This is a genomic window from Gracilibacillus sp. Marseille-QA3620, from assembly GCF_054950035.1.
This window is the reverse complement of the sequence record NZ_CM143102.1, coordinates 2,748,238-2,764,174: the sequence shown is the minus strand read 5'-3', so window position 1 is coordinate 2,764,174 and position 15,937 is coordinate 2,748,238. Positions and strand designations below refer to the sequence as shown.

The window sequence follows — 15,937 nt, the reverse complement described above, 5'->3', positions numbered from 1 at the left end:
GTTTAGCCAGCCGCCACACGCCTATACCTGATTGCCATTTAGATCATGTAAGTCCTGAAAACTGAAGACAAGACATGCCCCTATTTAGGAAAGCAGGGGTATGTCTTGTCCATTACTTCATTTTCTTCTTTAATTCCTTATACTGTTTCTGCAAGGTTCCATCCTTATAATTGGCCAAACAATAAAGAACCGATTCCCATAGAACAATATTGACCCGGTCGAGCGGGCTGGCATCCGTTTTTTTCCTCTTATCATGATGCTCCTTTGCTAAGGCAAGCATCTGACGGGAAAGCTCTTCAAAACCGCGCAGGCTCTCCTCATTGCTATATTGAAGGCTCTCCTCTGCTGCGGCAGAAATGACAGGGTCCTGACTAATTGGAAGATCCTTCATCGTGTCAGAATGATAAGGTCCCAAATGAAAGGCTGCCCGCCATTCCATAAATGTGGCATGGGGAACCCCGAGCTCCTCAGCCGCCTCGTAATTATCCATCTCGCTCCTAATGCAAACCTCATACATCAAATCCTTTAGCGGCATTCCGTACTTCTTCTCAACCATCTGTCTGTATTCATGATCTGTCATGTCTATGACCTCCATAACTTGATGGGATGAATGTTGCCTATATCTATTTTCATTATACTAATAAAGCATAGAAGAGAAAAATGAAGCGAATGATTGTGGTGGAAAGATTTGTTAAAAGGTGGTACAGTAAATGACTGGAATCATCGATCAGGAAGGGGAAAGCATGAGAATTCTATTCTATTTACTGTCCATTGTGACGGCCAATGTCGTGACAGCAGCATTCGTGCCGATTGCGTTTGGCATCTTTATCATACCGATGGGATCGCTCTTCATCGGAGCCACATTCATTTTGCGTGACCTCGTTCAAAACAAATATGGACGGAGGCGGACCTATGTATTCATCACTGCAGCCTTGCTGTTGTCAGCACTCGTTTCATACCTGCTCGGCGACACGCTCATTATCGTGATGGCCTCGGCTCTGTCCTTTGCCGTTGCTGAGACGACCGATACGGAAATCTACTCTCGATTGAAATTACCGATGAGCTGGCGCGTATTCTACAGCGGCATCGTCGGCGGACTGCTTGACTCTGCCATCTTTGTCATCATCGGCTTAAGCCCGATTGGTGCCGGCATGCTTCCATGGGAAGCGGTCCCAGCGGCTATCCTCGGCCAAGTCATCGTGAAAACAATTATCCAAGGAATCGGGGCAATGTTGATCAACCCGATTGCCGCTATAGTGAACAGAAAGACAATCGTGAATGGATAAAGGGCTCCCTTATGGGGAGCTTTATGTTCTAGAAAACAATGATTTTACCGTACTGCATCAGCCCTCTTAAAAAAACACTTGACAACCCATTTTTTCAGGAAGAATCATCTCCTCTTAAAACGCTGCAAACCCGCTAATAACAAGTCTTTTGTCCTCCTTTTCACGAAAACTCTCATTCTGTCTGAACAGATTGACAATTTTTAGCCATTCCCAATTGGAGGAAATGGATTATATAATGAGATAAAATTATTTCAAAATAACAAAAATGTTAGAAATGGAGAGAAATTCAGATGGAATTACTAGGAATCCTTATCATCATCATTGGATTCGCAATGAAGCTGGACACGATTGCGGTAGTCGTTGTAGCAGGTATTTCGACTGGGCTTGTCGCGAATATGAATATTGCGGAAATCCTCACGACATTAGGAGATGCTTTCGTGGCCAACCGCGTAACATGCCTCTTCATGATCACCATTCCGGTCATTGGTTTGTGTGAGCGTTACGGTCTAAAAGCAAAAGCCGTTATGCTGATCAAGCAAGCTAGCAAACTATCAGCAGGCAAACTATTGGCTGGTTACACATTCATCCGTGAAGTCACAATCGGAATGGGTGTCACACTCGGCGGTCACCCGCAATTCGTTCGCCCGCTCGTCAGCCCGATGGCAGAAGGTGCGGTTGTGGCGAAATACGGAGAAAACGTTGAAGAGAAAGATATCGAGAAAATTAAATCCTACTCCGCGGCATCTGATAATGTTGGGAACTTCTTCGCACAGAATGTGTTTATGGCAAATGCCGGCGTATTATTGATTGCTTCCACATTAGAAGGCATGGGCTATGCCGTTGACACCTTGCAAATTTCAAAGGTGGCGGTACCGGTAGCGGTCATCGCATTTATCTTCTGGGTCGTTCAAACAACCGTAGTTGACAGAAAACTGCAACAAAAATACGCCACAAAAGGCAAAGCAAAGTAAGAGGTGAGCAAGAATGGATGTAACACAACTTTCCAATATACTACTTGAAGTATTCTACATCATGATTGGTCTATGCATGGGCATCACCATGGTGTTTACGCTAAAGGATAAGCAGCATAAGACAAGAATCGGAACAGCTATCTTCTGGGGTATCCTGGCCGTCATCTTCATGGCGGGCAACTACATCCCAAGCATGGTCGTCGGTATTTTGGTCGTGATTATTGCGATCCTTTCCGCAACAAAACAAATCAATATCGGTACATTGGCTCAATTGAGCGAGACATTCTCAACGCTTAAGGCCGAGAAGCTTGGGTTAAAGATCTTCATTCCTTCCTTATCCATCGCGCTGATCGCGATGCTCGTTGCTACCTTCACACCATTCCCAGGAACGGTCGCTATCGGAATCTCAGCCATCTGTGCATTGCTCATTGCCTTTGTCATTACGAAAGCGAAACCGAAGGAACTATTGGAAGACACAAACAGAACGTATCAATCCATCGGTTCATTCGCCATCCTGCCGCAATTATTGGCATCCCTCGGCGTGTTGTTCACGGCAGCGGGGGTAGGAGACAAGATTGCCTCTATCATCTCAAACGTCATCCCGACAGGAAATGCTTTAGTTGGTGTGGCTACTTACTGCATCGGTATGGCCTTGTTCACGATCATCATGGGGAACGCCTTTGCTGCATTTGCGGTCATTACTGTTGGTATCGGGGTACCATTCGTATTCGCCATCGGCGGAGACCCGATCATCTGCGGAACGCTCGCCCTTACAGCTGGTTACTGCGGAACATTATTAACGCCAATGGCAGCAAACTTCAATATGCTGCCAGCGGCCTTGCTTGAAATGAAAGACAAGAACGGCGTCATCAAAGCGCAAGCGCCAATCGCACTTTCCTTGCTGGCCGTTCACATTCTGCTTATGTACTTCTTAGGATTTTAAGATAGAATAATCAGCAAAAGGAGATCAGACGATGAAAGTATTAATCACAGGATTCGATGCCTTTGGCGGAGAACCCGTCAATCCAGCTGAAGAAGCCGTCAAGAAAGTCAGCGACCGCATCCAAGGCGCTGAAATCATCAAGGTCATCATCCCGACTGTTCAAACAAAATCCGTCCAAGCGATTGAGCGCGCCATCGAAGAGCATAGCCCTGATATTATCATCTCAATCGGGCAGGCAGGCGGACGATTCGACATCACCCCTGAGCGCGTCGCCATCAACATCGATGACTACCGCATCAAGGACAATGAAGGCAACCAGCCAATCGATGCTGTTATAAAAGAAGACGGCCAAGCAGCCTACTTCTCCAATCTCCCTGTAAAGGCGATGGTCAAGCACATGAACGACAACGGTGTCCCAGCAACGCTGTCCAACACAGCCGGCACATTCGTCTGCAACCATGTCATGTACGGAATCCTCTACATGATTGACAAGAAGTATCCGAACATGAAGGGCGGCTTCATCCATATCCCATACATGACCTCCCAAGTGATGGACAAGAAGAATACACCATTCATGTCCCTTGACGAAATCGTCAAAGGATTGGAGCTGGCGATTGAGGCAGCCATCCTGAACGACAAGGACATCGAAGCCATCGGTGGAGAGATCTGCTGATGAAACGCATCAATCTCTTTGTCTACGGATCGCTAAGGGAAGGCTTCTTCAACTACGAGAAATACCTCGAAGGCCGTGTCGCCGAAAAGAAGGCGGCCAAGCTCGCCAACATGAAGCTGTACCACATGCCCTACAAAGGCTACCCAGCCATCATGTTCGGCAAGGACACCGTTACGGGTGAGATCATGGTCCTCCATGAAGATCGCTACGAGGAAACGATGAAAGCCATGGACGAAATGGAAGGCTTCATTAGTGGAGGAAACCCGGAGAATGAATACCATAAAGTCGTTCTTGAGGTCCAAAACCTCGAAACGAACGAAATGGAACCTTGCTTTGTTTACTTCTACAACAAGGAAAAGGACGAACTCTTTGATCGCAGTGCTGTCTACATCCCGCATGGGGATTGGAAGGAGCATATGCTAAGGGAAGAGGAGCAGAGGGAGAACTTTGCTTAAGGACTATTTAATATGAGATTTTGCAGCAGGCATGAACCTTTTTAGGGAAGGGAGTGACTGCTGTTTTTTTGTCCCTCGGTAACATTTTGAGGCTATGTAGAAAATTGTCGGGCTTATCTCCTAAATAAATATAAGAAATGGTAAAATTGAAGGTAGTTATTTATCGAAGGGAGTACCATTTAAATGCCAGTACATAACAAACTAGTACGTGACTTAATACCAAATATAATAGAAGGAACCGGGAAAGCATTCACTACCAGAATCCTGGGTGAAGAAGAATACGTGAAAGAGCTGCGAATCAAAAGCAAGGAGGAACTGCAGGAATATTTGGATGCGAAAGATAATGACAGCGCTATTGAAGAGCTGGCTGATCTTTTAGAAATTATTCATGCATTAAGTAAGGTTCATGGAGCGGATTTCAATAAGGTGGAGGAAGTGCGCAAGCAGAAGGTGGAGAAGCGCGGAGGCTTTGAGGAAAGAGTATTCTTGATTGAGGTACAGGATGACTGAGGTTCAGTTAATTACGCATGACTTGCTTCAACACCTCAAGGAGAACATCAAAGGAGCAAAGTCATGCTATATCCTCACTTCTTTTGTCATGAAGTCAGGTGTCAAACTTCTTGAGCCAATCCTGAAAGAGGCAACAGAGCAGGGAACAGAAATCAAAATATGCACGGGTGATTATTTATACATCACCCAGCCTGAAGCTCTTACCTTACTTCATGACATTCATGAAGATATTGAAATCCGTTTATGGAAGAGTAACGGTGTCTCCTTTCACCCGAAGGCCTATCTGTTGGAATCTGAATCGACAAACACCTTGTATGTTGGTAGCTCCAATATGTCAAACTCAGCATTGACAACAGGGGTGGAATGGAATCTGGAAGTGAAGGATGGAACAGATGAGGATATATTTGAACAAGCCTTGAAGGAGTATTTCTCGTTATTCCATCATGAATCAACTATTCCAGTGAATCCAGTCACCATAGAAAGCTACTCAAAGGAGTACAAGAGTTTCCACAAAAATCACCCTGTTTTACATCGTAAATGGACGAAGCAAGAGGAAATCCAGCTTACCTTATCGGATGAAGAGGAAACAGGTATCTCAGGAAAGATTATTGAAGAGAAAGCCGGATATGACACGATTCAGCCAAGATTTGCGCAGATACCAGCACTAGAAGAGCTGCAAAACAGCAAGGAAGAAGGATACAACAAGGCAATGGTCGTCATGGCGACTGGGCTCGGCAAAACCTACTTGGCCGCCTTCTTTGCAAAATCCTTCAAGCGCGTCTTATTCATTGCCCATTTAGAGGAAATTTTGTATCAGTCAGAGAAATCGTTTAAGCGTGTTTTACCGGATGCGAGTACAGGCATCTATAATGGCAAGGAAAAGAATCCTTCTGCCGATATTATCTTTGCCTCCGTTCAAACATTGAGCAGGAAAACCCATTTGGAGAGATTCTCTCCAGATGCCTTTGATTTGATTATCGTAGATGAATTTCACCACGCTGCTGCCACTTCATATCAAAAGGTATTAGCCTATTTCAATCCCGAATTTTTGTTGGGGATAACGGCCACGCCTGACCGGAACGATTACCGAGATATTTATGCCATTTGCGAGGGAAATGTCGCATACCGAATTGAGTTTATTGAGGCGGTAAACAAGAAATGGCTTGCCCCTTTCTCTTATTACGGGGTGTATGATGAAACGGATTATTCAACCATCAGATGGCTTGGAACGAGATATGATGCAGATGAATTAGCAGAAGCACAATTGAAGACAAGTCTTGCGAAGAAGATTCTCAAAGCATGGGAAGCACGCAAGCAAACGAGGACACTGGTCTTCTGCTCAAGCATCCTGCAAGCAGATTTCCTTTCTAGTTATTTCAATGAGAAGGGATACCGGACCATCAGCCTTCATTCACAATCGTCTCCTAGATTGCGTAAAAAAGCCATCCAACAGCTAAAAAAGGGGCAAATTGATGCCATCATGACCGTCAACCTCTTTAACGAAGGGGTCGACATACCAGAGGCAGACACACTCCTATTTGTAAGACCGACTGAATCCTTGACGGTCTTCACCCAGCAAATCGGCCGTGGTCTCCGCCTGGCAGAAGGGAAGAGTCACTGCGTCATTATCGACTTGATTGCCAATTACCGCAATGCCGATGTAAAGCAATCCTTATTCTACCTGCATGAAAAGCAAAAAGGGAGAAAGCAAACTGTTCCTGTCTTGCCTGATGGGTGTGAAGTGGATTTTGATCTTGCAGCTAAGAATCTCTTGATTGAGATGAGTAAGAAGAAAATGCCGCGTAAAGAGCAGCTTTTGCAAGCGTATCATCAGGTCAAATCCGATTTAGGCAGAAGGCCAACCTATTTGGAAATGCATATGTATGGCTCGGAAGACAGTAGGCTCTTTAAGCAGGAATTTAAATCTTATTTCAGTTTTCTGGAATGGGCGGATGAGTTGTCAAATGTAGAAAGTAATGTCCTGGAGACCTATTCAGACTGGATATATGAAGTTGAGAGGACCGGTATGTCGAAAAGCTATAAGATGGTTCTCTTACTGGCGATGCTTGATAGAGGACCGGAGCATTGGGCAGACCCGATTAAAGCTGAAGAAGCAGCACCATTCTTCCATAAATATCTGACCGAAAAACCATATCGCAAACGAATTGATTTCAGTGATAAGACGACGAAAGCTTTGTGGGAGTATGATGAGCGAAAAATAGCAGCCTTGATTGTACGGATGCCGATGACGAAGTGGAGCGGAAGTTCGAAGGGTCTTTTAACGGTTAATGGACTTGAATTGAGTATGAATTTTGATATCCAAGAGAAAGATAAAAAGAGTCTATATCATATGACCAAAGAGATATGTGAATATAGGTTGCAATTTTATTTTGAGAGAAAAGGTGCATGTAATTAAGGTTTATGTCCTATTTATAGGAAAATTTATATGGGTATATAAATTTATTATTAGGACATATCGATAAAGGTTAAATCTTCAAATTAGATTAGGTTGGTGGTACTTTGTCAAACTATCAAGTTAACAATACAACTATTAATGTGCTATTGAGTTGGATAGATCAAGGTATTGTAGCTATTCCAGAGATTCAGCGCCCATTTGTTTGGAAACCATCAAAAGTAAGGGATTTGTTAGATTCCCTATATAATGATTATCCAGTAGGTTATATTATTACCTGGCAAAATCCTGATGCACGGCTTAAAGATGGGTCTATTTCACATGGTAAAAGAATTTTGATAGATGGACAGCAACGGATTACAGCCCTTATGGCAGCCATTTCAGGTGAAGAAATAGTGACGAAAGAATACAGTAAAAGAAGAATCATTATTTCATTTAACCCAATAGATCAAATCTTTGAGGTCCAAAACCCGGCAATCATAAAAGATAAGAGGTGGATACCTGATATATCAGAAGTATTTAACAATGGTTTTGATACATTCGGTTTCATTAATAGTTTTTGTTCCAAAAACCCAGATATAAGTCATAATAAGTTAAATGAGGTCATACAAAAACTTATCGGTATTAGACATAGTTCAATTGGGGTTATTGAATTATCTTATACTCTTGATATTGAGACTGTTACTGAGATATTTATAAGAATAAATTCAGCGGGTGTTAATCTTAGTCAAGCTGATTTTGCCATGTCAAAAATATCGGTAAATGATCAATACAACGGTCCACTAATACGGAAAACCATTGATTATTTTTGTCATTTAATTAAAAGTCCAATTATTTATGAAAATATAATTAATAATGACAGTGACTATGTTCAATCAACTGATTTTAACAAAATAAAATGGGTTAAAGAATACAACACAAATATTTATGAGCCTAGCTATTCAGATTTATTAAGAGTTGCTTTTACATTTAAGTTCTTGCGAGGGAAATTAGCTAACTTAGTCAGTTTATTATCTGGAAGAGATTTTGATACGAGGGAATATCGAGATGAAATAATTGAGGATTCTTTTGAGAAATTGCATGATGGCGTATTAAAATTTGTAAATGAAACCAATTTCAAAAGGTTCATCATGATATTAAAATCTGCCGGGGTTATTAACCAAAATATTGTTCGTTCTCAGAATGCTTTAAACTTTGCTTATGCATTATTTTTGCTACTACGAGAGAAAAATATAAATGACTCACTAATAAATCAAATTGTACGAAAATGGCTTGTAGCATCTATACTAACGGAACGTTATTCAGGATCACCAGAATCAATGTTTGATTTTGATATAAAACGATTTGCAATGCATGAAAATCCATTGGAATATGTACGTAATGTAGAAGCAGGTGAACTATCAGAAGCATTTTGGGAGAATATCATGATAACTAATTTAAACACATCAGTCTCAAGCAGTCCGTATTTTCATTTGTTTGTAATGTCTCAAATCTATGATAAAGATAATGCCTTCTTATCGAAATCAATTACTGTACAACAGTTAATTGAGGAAAGAGGAGATGTTCACCATGTTTTCCCCAAAAAATATCTACAGTTAAATGGCTATAACAGTAGGGGTATATATAATCAGATTGCAAACTATGCATATACTGAACAAGTGATAAATTTGGCGATTAAAGCAAAGTCGCCCAAAGAATATATGGGTTTGATTATGGAACAAGTGACTGATGGACAACTAAGAATTGGTGAAATCAGTAATTTGAACGACCTAAAGCAAAATTTGAAAATGAACTGTATTCCAGAATCCATATTTGACATGGAATCAGGTGATTTTAGTGCCTTCTTAGAAGAAAGAAGAAAGCTAATCGTTGAAAAAATACGAAATTACTATAATAAATTGTAAATATGATGTTTGACTATATCTCCTTAACCATATGGTAAAAGGAGATTTTTTTGAACTATCATAAAGCACTTTAAATTGCTTTGAAGATTGATAGTTTACTATAATAAACATATGAAACGATATAAACGTTTAAGGAGTGGCTTATGAACACCAAGAAAAAACTAATCGTCAATTCAGATAAAGGCAACCTATTAAATGAATTAATTTCATCTATCCATAACTGTAAACGTTTTTATTTTAGTGTGGCATTCATTAATTTTAGTGGCCTTCAGCTTTTGTTAGAGGCTTTTAAAGAAGCAGAGAGAAGAGGAGTCAAGGGACAAATTATCACTTCAACTTATCTCAATTTTACAGAGACGAAGGCGCTTAAGCGTATAAATGAGTTTGATAATATTCATTTGAGGATTTTTAAGACAGATAAGGATGTGGGCTTTCATACGAAGGCATATATCTTTGAATATGAAGATTTCTATAAGGTGATTATTGGTTCTTCCAATGTAACGCAGAGTGCATTGAAGAGTAATATTGAGTGGAATGTAGAAATGATTATTAAAGAGGATACGTCCTTTATTGAAAGCATATTAAGTGAGTATCAATACTTATGGGAGAGAAGTATTGAGGCAGATGATGAATTTATTGCTCAATATGAGGAGTTTTTAAGTAAGATTACTGGGTATGCCAAGAGACAAATGTTTCTTTACGAAAGCTCCGAATATATTACACCAAATAAAATGCAGAGACGTGCGATAGAGAATTTAGATCGACTTCGTTCATATGGAGAAAAAAAGGCACTTGTTATTGCAGCTACTGGTACGGGGAAGACATATATGTCTGCTTTCGATGTGAAGGCCTTTAAACCTAAAAGATTGCTGTTTATTGTTCATCGAGAAGAAATCTTAAGAAAAGCAAAGGAAACATTTGAAAAATTAATGCCGAATGAGAAGATTTCATTTGGTCTCTTAACAGGTAATACAAAACAAGATAAGGCAGATTACCTATTCTCAACCATTCAAACTCTCTCTAAATGTTATCGAGGTTTTAAGTCGAATGAATTTGATTATATAATCTTTGATGAGGCTCATCATGCGACTAGTCCAAGTTATCAAGCGATTTTTGATTATTTCCAACCACAATTCACACTTGGTATGACAGCAACACCTGAGAGAAGTGATCAGCTGAATGTCTTTGAGTTGTTTGATAATAATATCGCTCTAGAAGTACGTTTGCATGATGCATTGGATGACGAGTTAGTCATTCCATTCCATTATTTTGGTATCACTGATATTGAGGATATTGACTTGAGTGATGTGGATATTGATGATTTTGCTGAGATTGCGAAACGTTTGAAGGTTAATCAACGAGTAGATTATATAATAGAGCAGATGAATTTCTATGGATTTGATGGAACTACAAGGAAGGGGCTTGGGTTTTGCGTAACCATTGATCATGCTAAGTTCATGGCCGACGAATTCACAAAAAGAGGCTATCCTAGTATTTGTCTGACTGGGAGTGATTCAGCAGAGAAGCGCTCTACCTTTATTAATCGATTAGAAAATGATGATGATGAGCTAGAATTCATTTTTACAGTAGATATTTTTAATGAGGGTGTTGACATTCCGTCTGTCAATACAGTTCTTATGTTAAGGCCGACGAATTCACCAATTGTCTTTATCCAGCAGCTTGGACGTGGCCTTCGTAAGCATGAGGATAAAAGCTTCTTAACGGTGTTAGACTTTATTGGAAACCATAATAAAACCTTTTTAATTGCGATTGCTTTAAATGGTAGCCGTTATTATGATAAGGAAAGTTTAAAAGTAGCCATTTCCACAGGTTTTGCAAATATTCCAGGTGCTACCCATATTCAGATGGATAAAATAGCACAAGAACGAATCTTAGCTCAAATTGATCGCGAAAACTTCTATTCTTCCAAATACTTGAGAGAAGAATATTTAGAATTTAAGAAAATGAATGGGGGACATGTACCACTTTATTTAATGGATTATATGAAATATGATGGTGCCCCTGATCCGGTTAAATTCATCGACAAAGAAAAAACATATTTTCAATTTGTTGCAAAAGCTGAGAAGAATCACCATTTGAAGGGCATGCTACTCAACGAGGACTTGGACAGAGCTATGAAAGAATTATCTAGCATGTTACCGCTTAAACGTGTTTATGACTTTGTCATCGCGAAATACTTACTTGATCATGAAGTGATTTCTTTAGATATTGCAAAACAAGAGATATTGAAACATGTAAAAGAAGTGGATGATGATAGTGTGTTGCATGCCTTTGAATGCTGGAATCAGGATTATTATGATGAGGCTAAAAAAGCACGAACAATTAAGCTATTTAATCTGGATAATAATCACCTATCGAAAACACCAACTTATCAAAAGCTATTGGCGAATGAGGAATTCAAGAGGTTTATTGAGGATATTATTCTGTACGGTATATTCCGTTATGAGAAGGAATTTAAAGAAGAATATTATGGAGTACCGCATTTTAAATTATATGAACAATATCAAATGGCGGATGCTGCCCTGCTATCGAATTATCGTAAAATGCATAGCTCTTTTAGAGGTCAGGGGTTATTAGCGCATGGCAATGACTATTTCTTGTTTATAGATCTCCATAAAGAGGCTGATATAAAAGAGAGCATTAACTATCATGATGAATTTATCAATGAAAAGGTATTTCAATGGCAAACACCTAATAGTACTGCTCAAAGTTCGGATAGAGGAAAAAATATTATCTTTAATAAAGAGAGAGGCATTAATCTTCATTTGTTTGTGAGAAAATACAAAGAAATTGATCGTAAAATTCAACCGTATATTTATATTGGGAAAGGTAATACGGTCAAATATGAAGGGGAAAAACCAATTACCGTGGTAATGGAGTTAGAACATGAGGTGCCATCTAATTTATATATTGAATTCACTGAGAAAGTCTAGTAATAGGAAAAGCGGGAGTTAAATGGCTCCCGCTTTTGTTATTTCGTTATTTTTAGCAATTCGTCAATGGTAGGTATATCTGCAGGTGCCCATTCTAATTCTCTTAAATCCTGTAGAGCTACCCACCTAAATTCGGCATGTTCTTTCGCGATTGGTGTACCATTCGTAATTTTTGCTTTATATGTAATCAAATTAATAATAAATGTTGGATATTCGTGTACGATATCTGCTACTAAATCGCCCACTTCAATATCACAGTCTAATTCCTCTTGAATTTCACGTACAAGTGATTGCGTAGGTATTTCTCCTTCTTCAATCTTACCACCTGGAAACTCCCACAAATTAGGGAGACTCATTATGGGTGAACGAAGTGCACATAAGATATCTCCTTGTTCATTCTCTATTACAGCACCAACAACTTTGACATATTTCTTCATCAAAACTCATCCCTTTAACTTAATATAAAGAAATCCTATCACAAAATCATTTAGTTAGAAACCGCAGGAGATAGTATTATTTTTTTCGATACCAATAAGCATAAATCCTATGGGAGCTATTAAGTAAGGATGTAAAGATGCAAAGTATATACAAAGAAATCAAAAGACGGTTTTTAATAAGCTCAAATCCATGCGCCACCCCCTCCCCATCTGCTACACTACCCCATAAGAGAGTTGAGGGGACAATCATGAAGAAGAAAAGTAATATCATATTAATTGCACCCGGTATCCTGCTGCTGATTTTTGCAGGAGCCTTGAAATTGTTAGAAGACAAATGGAATCTAACGCTCTATTTATTTCATATGGATTCGCAAGGAATCATGAGCGTTTCTGTTATGATCAGCGTCGTTTGTTTGGCTGTTTTCCTTAGCATGTTTCTATGGCGTATGAAGGGGAAGGGACAAATTCATGCCCTTCTCTATTGGTTCGTGCAGGTGAGCGGCGGGTTTATTGTGCTGGCGGTCTTGTTTGTTTGCTTATGGGTGGGGTTCATTACGGAGCCGCGCTATTATGTCTATCATTCTCCGAATCAGCAGGATGCGATTGTCATTAAGGAGGAAGCGTTCCTGCTTGCGGGATATGGAAGCATTTATGTGAAGGAGAATGCTTTCTTTATGAAACGGGCTGAGGGTTATTCGACCGATGACGGCTACCGGCCGTTCCAAGCTGATGATTATCAGCTCGAATGGGGAGAGGATGAGGTGACGGTCACCTATGGCTTTGGCAGCATGGGGATACAGAAGGAGATTGTCATTCCATTAAAGCACTAATGGCAGTATAGAAGGAATCGGCTGCCATGAGGGCGAATGAGTACGTCATGAGAAGGGAGTGCAGTTGCTATGGATTCGATTCAGATTCGCAAAATACCACCGGGGTTGAAGATCACGGTTTCTGGGGAGAGGATGGTCTTGCCGCCATCACTGCAGGAGTCGATTGAGGCTTATTGGATCGCTCTTGAAGAAAGCGGTCATTCGTTTCATAGAGGAGAGATTTTCTCCATCAAGGGAATGACGGAGACGGTGGAAGAGCTGCACGTCATCTTGGAGAGGACAGATTTCGCTCATTTCATCTATGGGAAGCATTGCGGCCTGCCTGAGCCGTATCAATGCCGGATTGTGGCGGCAAATGGACTGATTGTCACGGCAGACAGCTTTTATGTGCTGGGGCAGATGAGTGAGAATACTGCCAACCCAGGCTATATTCAGTTCGTTGCGGGCGGAATTGACTCTGCGGATGTGAAGAGAAATGAGGTTGACATGCTTGGCAGCCTGATGAGGGAGGCGAAGGAGGAAACCGGGATTAAGATTGATGACCGTAGTCTCGTGTCATCCGTGGAACCGCGCTATCTCGTTGATTGGGGGCATATTGCCCTTATTTATCTGGTGCAGCTGACGCTCAGTGCCGGGGAGCTTCAAGCACGGTATCATGAGTTTGAGCAGTCCTTGCGTGACCGGGGAATGAGGCCGGAGTTTGCTTCATTGGTCTATTTGCCGGCAAATGAGAGGGCTGTCGATGATTTCTTTACAGAGGATACTCGTCCGAAATGGCCGTTTCTACGCGAGGTGCTCGAGAGCGAGCTGAACGGGCTGTAGGCTGTAATAGGAAAGGGAGGGGAAGGCATGGATTATTTTATCGGGATTGTTCCGCCGGATGGATACAAGGGGCGGATTGAGCAGCTTCAGAGCAGATGGATGGATAAGTCAGGCGTGGAGCCTCATATTACCTTAAAGGCACAGGGCGGGCTTACGCACGATTTAGCCTGGCTTGAACGGGTTCGGGAGGTATGTAAGAGGGTTAAGCCTTTCCGTGTGGTGATAGGAGAACCAGCGTATTTCGGGGAATCGATTCTGTATTTAAGCGCACAATCAGTAGAGCTGATGGAGCTGCACCGGAGAATCGTGCAGGCAGTCTCACCCTCGCCAGAGCTGATTAAGCGTTATTTTGAGCTGGATGATTTCGTTCCTCACATGACGCTTGGGAAGGAGCGGTACGACAATGAAATCTCAAGCGGTATGTCGAAACATGACTTACGAGAGATGGAGCGGCTGGCCAAGATAAGCTTAACCCCATATCCTTCTTTTGAGGTGACATTTATCCGAGTCTATGTTCTTAATCACATGATTAGCCGATACGAAATACATGAAGAGATAGAATTATTGGGCTGATGATTTTTTGTTGAGATTATTAGAATGAGAAATATAGAGGTAGCAAATCTCCCTCACTTCCTTACGACTTCCGTATTGCCTACTTGATTACACGTAGATTACTTTGAATTAGGTGGTGTTTGATCCTCGGTTGAGCTGAGACATTCATCTTTTTGCTACTATAGCGGAAATGTCAATTATTCGATATTCAAAAAAATAGTGATATAATATACTAGGGTAATATTGGATTTGATGGATATGTGTGTTAATCATAATTAATCCATATCACATTCTTGATATGATCCGAGGAGTGACGGGCACCTATCTCCTAAAATCACGATGAAGGGAATGGAATACCTGGAGGAAAACAGTATGATGCAGAAAGCCAGTAGGCTTTTGTGTGGAATCAAGGAAATCGTACCGGGTATATAAGGAGGGATAGTATGAAGAAAAAAGGTTTGCTGTTCGGGATTGCGGCGATTTTGTACTTTCCAATCGGCGTGATAATGGCATTGACGAAGAAATATAAGTAATCAGAGCGCCAACCTGTTCAAAGCGGGTGGGCGCTCTATTTTTATAGAGTGATTGTGTGGATATGAAGGAACGAATTAAGAGTGTCATAGAGTCAAAAGGTCCCAGCTACGAGAGGTGTTTTCATTTCTCTGATCTATTTAGGTGAGCCTACTTTAATTTAAGTATTTGATTGAATCTTTATGGTATTTTTCACTACTTTTCTATTGGAGAATCGCCCTTTTCCCAATTTGTAGGTCCTTCATCAAGTGGTATAAATTTATTCCAATATTCTCCTGATTGCTTGTCAAAAATAATGATATTATTGTCATTAGCAGGAACCAGATCATACCTGTATTCACCGCTAACACCCGCTTCATTTGATTTATCTTCGGATATGACCATTTGAAAAATACCTAAAATAGTGAAACCTATTATTATTGCTAAACCGATAATAATTGATGAACTATTTTTCATTTTAAGCCTCCTATTTTCAATATACTATCATTATATATTGTTGATTCCAAATTAATCCAACTAATTTTAAAATATAGTGTTTACGAAAATATCCTTTTCATAAATCAAGCTTATCTTTGAAGTAATTTTCCCTGTGTTTCAAACTCGGTTATAGGTTTATTTAAATTCATCAAATCATGTCAGCTTAAAAACCATTATTG

At 40.6% G+C, this 15,937-nt stretch carries 16 protein-coding genes; 13 read left to right on the top strand and 3 right to left on the bottom strand.

Features of this window, described 5'->3' with window-relative positions:
- Positions 1-112 precede the first annotated feature (112 nt).
- Positions 113-580 carry a hypothetical protein gene (locus ACY8DX_RS13975; RefSeq protein WP_462405456.1) on the bottom strand — a complete coding sequence of 156 codons (468 nt, stop codon included), beginning with the start codon at positions 578-580 and terminating at the stop codon, positions 113-115.
- A gap of 163 nt (positions 581-743) precedes the next feature.
- Between ACY8DX_RS13975 and ACY8DX_RS13970 the strand changes: the two genes are divergently transcribed.
- The 9 genes from ACY8DX_RS13970 (at position 744) to ACY8DX_RS13930 (ending at position 12,109) form a co-directional block, all read left to right on the top strand.
- Positions 744-1,286: a VUT family protein gene (locus ACY8DX_RS13970; RefSeq protein ID WP_462406950.1), complete on the top strand. Its 543-nt coding sequence runs from the start codon at positions 744-746 to the stop codon at positions 1,284-1,286.
- Between the two features lie 290 nt (positions 1,287-1,576).
- The gene (locus tag ACY8DX_RS13965; protein WP_049670403.1) at positions 1,577-2,257 is read left to right on the top strand and encodes a DUF969 domain-containing protein; all 681 of its coding nucleotides are present in this window, start codon (positions 1,577-1,579) and stop codon (positions 2,255-2,257) included.
- Between the two features lie 13 nt (positions 2,258-2,270).
- A complete protein-coding gene (locus ACY8DX_RS13960) occupies positions 2,271-3,200 on the top strand; it encodes a DUF979 domain-containing protein (RefSeq protein WP_439802355.1) in 930 nt (309 codons plus the stop codon).
- Positions 3,201-3,231: 31 nt separating this feature from the next.
- On the top strand, positions 3,232-3,873 hold the full coding sequence (gene pcp / locus ACY8DX_RS13955; RefSeq protein WP_462405455.1) for a pyroglutamyl-peptidase I: 642 nt from the start codon (positions 3,232-3,234) through the stop codon (positions 3,871-3,873).
- Positions 3,873-4,328 (top strand): gamma-glutamylcyclotransferase family protein, encoded by a 456-nt coding sequence (locus ACY8DX_RS13950; RefSeq protein WP_462405454.1) that lies wholly within the window; start codon positions 3,873-3,875, stop codon positions 4,326-4,328. Before pcp ends, ACY8DX_RS13950 begins: the two co-directional genes overlap by 1 nt.
- A gap of 183 nt (positions 4,329-4,511) precedes the next feature.
- Positions 4,512-4,838, top strand: coding sequence for a nucleoside triphosphate pyrophosphohydrolase (locus ACY8DX_RS13945; protein WP_462405453.1), 327 nt, complete (start codon positions 4,512-4,514; stop codon positions 4,836-4,838).
- Positions 4,831-7,254 (top strand): DEAD/DEAH box helicase family protein, encoded by a 2,424-nt coding sequence (locus ACY8DX_RS13940; RefSeq protein ID WP_462405452.1) that lies wholly within the window; start codon positions 4,831-4,833, stop codon positions 7,252-7,254. Before ACY8DX_RS13945 ends, ACY8DX_RS13940 begins: the two co-directional genes overlap by 8 nt.
- Positions 7,255-7,358: 104 nt before the next feature.
- Positions 7,359-9,155, top strand: a complete 1,797-nt coding sequence (locus ACY8DX_RS13935) for a GmrSD restriction endonuclease domain-containing protein (RefSeq protein WP_462405451.1) — start codon at positions 7,359-7,361, stop codon at positions 9,153-9,155.
- Positions 9,156-9,298: 143 nt separating this feature from the next.
- A complete protein-coding gene (locus ACY8DX_RS13930) occupies positions 9,299-12,109 on the top strand; it encodes a DEAD/DEAH box helicase (protein WP_462405450.1) in 2,811 nt (936 codons plus the stop codon).
- 38 nt (positions 12,110-12,147) lie between these two features.
- Here ACY8DX_RS13930 and ACY8DX_RS13925 read toward each other — a convergent pair whose 3' ends face one another.
- The gene (locus tag ACY8DX_RS13925; RefSeq protein ID WP_462405449.1) at positions 12,148-12,546 is read right to left on the bottom strand and encodes a (deoxy)nucleoside triphosphate pyrophosphohydrolase; all 399 of its coding nucleotides are present in this window, start codon (positions 12,544-12,546) and stop codon (positions 12,148-12,150) included.
- 248 nt (positions 12,547-12,794) lie between these two features.
- On the opposite strand from ACY8DX_RS13925, the gene ACY8DX_RS13920 reads away from it, so the two are divergent.
- The 4 genes from ACY8DX_RS13920 to ACY8DX_RS13905 all read left to right on the top strand — a co-directional run bounded on the left by ACY8DX_RS13920 (position 12,795) and on the right by ACY8DX_RS13905 (position 15,182).
- Complete coding sequence (locus ACY8DX_RS13920; protein ID WP_462405448.1) at positions 12,795-13,376, top strand: hypothetical protein; 582 nt, start codon at positions 12,795-12,797, stop codon at positions 13,374-13,376.
- A 69-nt stretch (positions 13,377-13,445) separates the two neighbouring features.
- Positions 13,446-14,198, top strand: a complete 753-nt coding sequence (locus tag ACY8DX_RS13915) for an NUDIX hydrolase (RefSeq protein WP_462405447.1) — start codon at positions 13,446-13,448, stop codon at positions 14,196-14,198.
- A gap of 27 nt (positions 14,199-14,225) precedes the next feature.
- Complete coding sequence (locus ACY8DX_RS13910; RefSeq protein ID WP_462405446.1) at positions 14,226-14,771, top strand: 2'-5' RNA ligase family protein; 546 nt, start codon at positions 14,226-14,228, stop codon at positions 14,769-14,771.
- A 318-nt stretch (positions 14,772-15,089) separates the two neighbouring features.
- The gene (locus ACY8DX_RS13905) at positions 15,090-15,182 is read left to right on the top strand and encodes a YjcQ family protein (protein ID WP_462405445.1); all 93 of its coding nucleotides are present in this window, start codon (positions 15,090-15,092) and stop codon (positions 15,180-15,182) included.
- Between the two features lie 294 nt (positions 15,183-15,476).
- Here the strand turns inward: ACY8DX_RS13905 and ACY8DX_RS13900 are convergent, their stop codons facing one another.
- Positions 15,477-15,737 carry a hypothetical protein gene (locus tag ACY8DX_RS13900; protein WP_462405444.1) on the bottom strand — a complete coding sequence of 87 codons (261 nt, stop codon included), beginning with the start codon at positions 15,735-15,737 and terminating at the stop codon, positions 15,477-15,479.
- Positions 15,738-15,937: the final 200 nt, after the last annotated feature.